The following is a 6044-nucleotide window of genomic DNA, read 5'->3' on the forward strand; positions in this document are numbered from 1 at the left end:
GGGACGCGGCATGATCGCAAGGACCTCCACCGGGTTCCTCCTGCTGTTGCTGGCCGGTCTGACGCTGGCCGCGTGCAGCAAGCCGCGGGGCGGCTCGACGGCCAACACCAATCCCGCGGCGATTCCCGCCGACGAGACGCTTAACCGGGTGCCGCTGGGCGCGCCTCCGGGCGAGCCGGTCAGCATCGCCGCCACCATCGCCAACCCCTTCGAAGGCAATGCCCAGGCCGTGCAGCAGGGCAAGCAGTTGTTCGGCGCCATGAACTGCGTCTACTGCCACGGCGCAGAGGCGTCCGGGCTGATAGGGCCCGCGCTGAACGGCCAGGGCTGGCGCTATGGCGGCACGCCAGCCGAGCTCTACAACTCGATCCACGACGGGCGTCCGAAGGGCATGCCTGCCTGGGGGACCCGCCTGCCGCCGGACCAGATCTGGAAGCTCGTGGCCTACCTGGAGAGCCTCGGAGGGAGCGCGCCCCCCGCCGGCCCGCAGATGGTCTCCCTCGGCGGAGCCCAGGCCTCGACCACCGGGCCGGAGCCCGCGGGGGAGTCGCAGGCCGACACGGCGCATCAGGTCCTCACGTCCTCGCAACCAGGACACCGGCGCTAAGCGATGGCGAGCGCTCCTTTCACCCCCGCCTCGCCGATGGGATTTTGGCAGACCTTCGGCCCGCGGGCGGATCCGGTCACGGCCCTGAACTGGGGGTTCAGCGCGCTCTCCGTCGCCGTGGTGGTGATCGTCACGGTGCTGGTCGTGGCGGGCGTCGTCACCCGCGCCCAGCGCGGCGTCACGGACATGGCGGGTCTGGCTGTCTCACGCCCGCCGGGCGGCATGCGCTGGATCTATATCGGCGTGGCCCTGACCTTTGTGGCATTGGTGGCCTCGCTGATCTGGACGGTGGCGGTGCTGGCGGCGGTCAATTCTCCCGCCGGACGGCCGGCCGTGACCCTCGAGGTCACCGGGCATCAGTGGTGGTGGGAGGTCGCCTATGACGGCGGACCCGGCGAGAGCTTCACCACCGCCAACGAGATCCACATCCCCGCCGGCGCGCCGGTCGAGGTGAAGCTGAAGGGGGCGGACGTGATCCACTCCTTCTGGATCCCGGCGCTTACCGGCAAGACCGACACCATTCCCGGCCGCACCAATCTCGCCTGGCTGCAGGCGGACCGGCCCGGCGTCTACCGCGGCCAGTGCGCCGAGTACTGCGGCGAGCAGCACGCCCACATGGCGCTCTATGTGAAAGCCGACGCCCCCGCAGATTTCGAGGCGTGGCGTCAGGGTCAGCTGAAGCCCGGCGCCGTCCCCGCGACGCCCGATGCCATAGCCGGTCAGCAGGTGTTCTTCGAGCGATGCGGCGCCTGCCACACGGTCCGCGGCACCGAGGCTGGCGGCGCCGTGGGCCCTGATCTCACCCACCTGATGAGCCGCACGACCATCGCGGCCGGGACCTTGCCCAATACGGTGGCCAACCTCTCCGGATGGATCGAGAATCCGCAGGCGCTGAAACCCGGCGCAAAGATGCCGGCCACCTACGTGCCGCCCGCGCAGCTGGCGCAACTCCGCGCTTATCTGGAGACGCTGAGATGAGCGCCTGGGAAGACACCCGCGCGCCGGAGACGCGCCGCCTCGGCGCGCCCGGACTTGGCCGCGAGCTCGAGGAGATCTGGGGCGAGAAGCCGGGGCTCCTGGGCTGGATATCTTCCGTCGACCACAAGGAGATCGGCAAACGCTACATCGTGACCGCCTTCGCGTTCCTGATCCTCGGGGGACTGGAGGCCTTCGTCATGCGGCTGCAGCTGGCCGGCCCCGAGCTCCGTCTGCTCACACCCGAGGCCTACGACCAGCTCTTCACCATGCACGGCGTCACCATGATCTTCCTCTACGCCGCGCCGATCCTCTCAGGGTTCTCCAACTACCTCTGGCCGCTTCTCTTGGGATCGCGCGACATGGCGTTTCCGCGGCTCAATGCGCTCTCCTACTGGATCTACATCGCGGCCGGCCTCTTCCTCTACGCCGGATTCGTGGTCGGCCGCGGGCCCAACGACGGCTGGTTCAACTACGTCCCCTATGCGGACCGCGCGCACGACCCCGGGATCAACATCGACGTCTACGCGCTCGGGCTCATCCTGCTCGGGATCTCCACGACGGTGGGCTCGGCGAACTTCGTGGTCACCTTCCTGCGGACCCGCTGCCCGGGCATGTCGGTGAATCGCGTGCCGATCCTGACCTGGGGCACGCTCACCGCCTCGGTGGGCAACCTCCTGGCCGTGCCTTCCGTCAGCCTCGCTTTCTTCCTGCTCTGGATGGACCGCCAGTTCGGGACCCACTTCTTCGATACCGGCCAGGGGCAGCCGCTGCTTTGGCAGCACCTCTTCTGGATGTTCGGCCACCCCTGGGTCTACGCCATCGTGCTGCCGGCCATGGGCATGGTCTCCGACGGCCTGCCGACCTTCTGCCGTCGACCGCTGGTGGGCTACACCCCCGTGGCGCTGGCGACCGTCACGACAATGGCGCTGGGGTTCGGCGTGTGGGTGCACCACATGTTCGCGACCGGGCTCCCCAGCCTATCGCTGTCCTTCTTCTCCGCCGCCTCGATCATCATCGTCATCCCGAGCGCGGTGGCGGTGTTCGCCTGGACGGCCACCATCTGGACCGGCCGGCCGGTGATCACCACCGCCTTCCTCTTCTTCGCCGGCATGATCGTGCTGTTCGTGATCGGCGGCGTGTCGGGGTTCATGACCGCGTCTGCGCCGCTGGACTGGCAGCTCACCGACACCTACTTCATCGTCGCCCACCTCCACTATGTCCTGATCGGGATCAACGTCTTCCCGGTGGTGGGCGGGCTCTACTACTGGTTCCCGAAGATCACCGGCCGCATGCTCGACGAGCGCCTCGGCCGCTGGAACTTCTGGACAATGTTCCTGGGCTTCAACATCGCCTTTCTGCCGATGCACCTGCTGGGCGTGCTGGGCATGCCCAGGCGCATCTACACCTATCCCGACGGGATGGGCTGGAGCACCACCAATCTCATCGTGACCCTCGGCTCGGCGCTGTTCGCGGCGGGCGTGCTCCTGCTGCTGGTCAACGTGGCGGTGAGCCTCCGGCGCGGGGCCAAGGCATCGGACAACCCCTGGGCCGCGCCGACCCTGGAATGGGCGACGACTTCACCGCCGCCGCCCTACAACTTCGCCGTCATCCCAAGCGTCGCGAGCCGGCACCCGCTCTGGGAGGCTCGGCTCGGCGAGAGCGACGCGCGCTCGCGCCTCGACGAGGGGCTGTTGCTAGACCACGGTCGCGAGACGATCGCCACCACCCCGCTGGACGCCGAGCCGAACCTCATCCTGGAGATGCCGCCGGACACGCCCGCTCCGTTCCTGCTTGCGCTGGGGTTGGCCATCATATTCTCGGGCGCGGCCGGCCATTGGTGGTGGCTGGTCGGCCTGGGCGCTGTGCTGATCATTGTCGCGCTGCTGATCTGGTTCTGGCCCAACCGCACGCACGCGGACGAGCCCGGGCAGGCAGGCCATGTCTGAGGGGGTCTACCGCGGCCAACCCTTGCCCGTCGGCGCACGCGGCAAGAACAGCGTGGGCTGGTGGGGCATGCTGTGCCTGATCGCCACCGAGGCCTCGCTCTTCGCCTACCTGCTGTTCAGCTACTATTACGTGGCGATCCAGCGCGGACCGTCCTGGGCGCCGCAGCCGCATCCAAGCCTGCGGCTCTCCGGCCCCAATACCGTGGTGCTGCTCGCGTCCAGCGTGGCCGTCTGGTGGGGCGAGGAGGGTGTCAAGAAGGGCGAGCGCGGCCGCCAGCTTGTGGGCCTCGCCATCGCCATCGGGCTCGGCGCCGTCTTTCTCGTCGTGCAGGGCTTCGAGTGGCGAGCCAAGACGTTCAACCTCGCAAGCGGCTCCTACGGATCGCTGTTCTTCACCATCACCGGCTTCCACATGGCCCACGTGATCGCGGGACTGCTGATCCTGATCGCCGTCTTCGTCTGGTCAGCCATGGGTTACTTCAACATCCGCCGGCATGCGCCGGTGAGCATCTCCTCCATCTACTGGCACTTCGTCGACGCGGTCTGGCTGGCGGTCTTCTTCACCTTCTACGTCACCCCCTACCTGTTCTGGTGAGGCAATGAGCACGGCCTTTCCTCAGGAGCATCCTTCGCCGCACAGAAACAGGGTGCGCCTGCTCGGGCTCCTTTTCGGGCTCGCCGCGGGTCCGGCCGCCTGGATCGGCCAGATGCTGCTCGGCTATGGCCTCTCGAGTTATGCCTGCTATCCCAAGGACGAGCCGAGGACGGCGAGCCCGCCTCCCGGCTGGAACGGCGAGCAGCTCTGGCTGCTGGTCATCAACCTCGCCTGCCTGGCGCTCGCCCTCGCGGGCCTGCTGGTCGCGCTCGCGCACTGGCGGCGCGTCGCTCAGGAGAAGGCGGGCGGCGCCCATCACATGCTGAACCTCGGCGAAGGCCGCGCCCGCTTCATGGCGCTCAGCGGCATGCTGACGAGCGGCCTGTTCGCCGCGACGATCCTCTTCAACACCGTCAACATCCTGGGGGTGCCGGCCTGCTGGAGCATCGTGCGGTGAGGCGCCTCTCGCTTCCCTGCCTCGCGTGCGCCGCCGTTCTGCTGGCGAACTGCACGGCATCGCGGCCGCCGGGCGGCGCGTCCGCCGCCGGCGGCGATCCGCAGCGCGGGCGGATGCTCGTCAGCCAGGTCGGCTGCGGCGCCTGCCACGAGATCCCAGGGCTGAGATCAGCCCGTGGCCTGGTCGGACCGCCGCTCCTGCACATGGGCCGCCGCACGACGATCGCCGGCGTCCTGCCCAACACGCCGGAGAGCATGGCCCGCTGGGTGCAGCACCCGCAGGCGTTCGTCGCGCGCAACGCCATGCCGGAGATGGGCCTCTCTGAGGCCCAGGCCCGCGACGTTACGGCCTACCTCGAGAGCCTGGAATGAAGCCGGTCGCGGCCATCGCATGCCTTGGCCTCGCGGCGGCCATACTTGCCGGCTGCGGGCCAAACCCGCCGCCGCGCCGGCTTGGCTTCGGGGACGTCGAGCAGGGGAAGATCATCGCCGGGCGCGAGGCGTGCGGCTCGTGTCATCTCATCTCCGGCATGCAACAGGCGGACGGTCTGGTGGGGCCGCCGCTTGACGCGTTCGGCCGCCGCACCGTCATCGCGGGCGTGCTGCCGAACACCACCGATAACCTGACCCGCTGGCTGAAGTCGCCCCAGGCGGTGGTCCCCGGCAACGCCATGCCCGACACGCGCCTCACCGACCAGCAGGCGCGCGACCTCGCCGCCTTCCTGGAAAGCCTGCAGTGAGGCCGGTCCCAACCCCGCTGAAGTGGCTCCTGGCCGGGCTGGTGGGCTTCGCAGGCGCCGGGGTGCTGGCGGGCGCGGCGGCGCTCTATGTCATCTTCTCCGGCGCATTCGACGCCTCCGCGAGCACACCCCACCGGGCGATCGTCGCCTGGGCGACCCACACGACCATGATCCGCTCCGTGCGGGCCCGGGCGGCGGATATCACGGCGCCGCGCGCCTTCTCGGCCGCGGAGGTGCAGGCGGGCCTCGGGTCCTACGATCAGCACTGCGTCGCCTGCCACGGCGGACCGGGGATCCCGCGGGCGCCCTTCGTGAGCGCCATGACCCCCACCGCGCCCTACCTGCTGGACGCGGCGCGCCGCTGGTCGCCGGCCGAGCTCTATTACATCGTCCACCGCGGGGTGAAGATGACCGCCATGCCGGCATGGGGCGAGGTGCTCTCCGACAAGGAGACCTGGAACCTCGTGGCCTTCCTCGAGGCGCTCCCCAAGATGTCCGCCGCCGACTACGCTCGGCTCCGGCAAGCTCAGCTCGCCGCGGCGAGCCCGGCGCGGCCGGACCGCTAGCGCAGCCGGAGCGCATGTTCGCGGTTCAGAGACGCGCGTCGCAATTCGCGCCTGTTGGCCGGTGAAGACGCCGCGTTGGGCGCGGAGCTTGTCGGCGGTGACTGAGATGGCTCCGAGATTCCCGGCAGTTGCGCGGAGGGTGGGAAGCGGAGCTAG

Annotated in this window: 8 protein-coding genes; all 8 read left to right on the top strand. The window is 69.4% G+C overall.

Annotation, left to right across the window (positions count from 1 at the left end):
* The first annotated feature begins 10 nt into the window (after positions 1–10).
* The 8 genes from Q0W60_RS09120 to Q0W60_RS09155 are packed head-to-tail and all read left to right on the top strand — an operon-like array spanning position 11 to position 5888.
* On the top strand, positions 11–607 hold the full coding sequence (locus Q0W60_RS09120) for a c-type cytochrome (RefSeq protein ID WP_297694756.1): 597 nt from the start codon (positions 11–13) through the stop codon (positions 605–607).
* A 3-nt stretch (positions 608–610) separates the two neighbouring features.
* The gene (gene coxB, locus Q0W60_RS09125; RefSeq protein ID WP_297694758.1) at positions 611–1585 is read left to right on the top strand and encodes a cytochrome c oxidase subunit II; all 975 of its coding nucleotides are present in this window, start codon (positions 611–613) and stop codon (positions 1583–1585) included.
* Positions 1582–3531 (top strand): cytochrome c oxidase subunit I, encoded by a 1950-nt coding sequence (gene ctaD, locus Q0W60_RS09130; RefSeq protein WP_297694760.1) that lies wholly within the window; start codon positions 1582–1584, stop codon positions 3529–3531. Before coxB ends, ctaD begins: the two co-directional genes overlap by 4 nt.
* Positions 3524–4126 (top strand): cytochrome c oxidase subunit 3, encoded by a 603-nt coding sequence (locus Q0W60_RS09135; RefSeq protein WP_297694763.1) that lies wholly within the window; start codon positions 3524–3526, stop codon positions 4124–4126. The genes ctaD and Q0W60_RS09135 overlap by 8 nt, the downstream gene beginning before the upstream one ends.
* Positions 4127–4178: 52 nt before the next feature.
* Positions 4179–4583 (top strand): hypothetical protein, encoded by a 405-nt coding sequence (locus Q0W60_RS09140; protein ID WP_297694765.1) that lies wholly within the window; start codon positions 4179–4181, stop codon positions 4581–4583.
* Entirely contained in the window at positions 4580–4954 is a 375-nt protein-coding gene (locus Q0W60_RS09145) for a c-type cytochrome (RefSeq protein WP_297694767.1), read from the top strand. The genes Q0W60_RS09140 and Q0W60_RS09145 overlap by 4 nt, the downstream gene beginning before the upstream one ends.
* Positions 4951–5322: a c-type cytochrome gene (locus tag Q0W60_RS09150; RefSeq protein ID WP_297694769.1), complete on the top strand. Its 372-nt coding sequence runs from the start codon at positions 4951–4953 to the stop codon at positions 5320–5322. Before Q0W60_RS09145 ends, Q0W60_RS09150 begins: the two co-directional genes overlap by 4 nt.
* Complete coding sequence (locus Q0W60_RS09155) at positions 5319–5888, top strand: cytochrome c (protein WP_297694771.1); 570 nt, start codon at positions 5319–5321, stop codon at positions 5886–5888. Before Q0W60_RS09150 ends, Q0W60_RS09155 begins: the two co-directional genes overlap by 4 nt.
* Positions 5889–6044: the final 156 nt, after the last annotated feature.

Origin of the sequence: Phenylobacterium sp. (assembly GCF_025934275.1) — a bacterium.
Classification (GTDB): domain Bacteria; phylum Pseudomonadota; class Alphaproteobacteria; order Caulobacterales; family Caulobacteraceae; genus Phenylobacterium.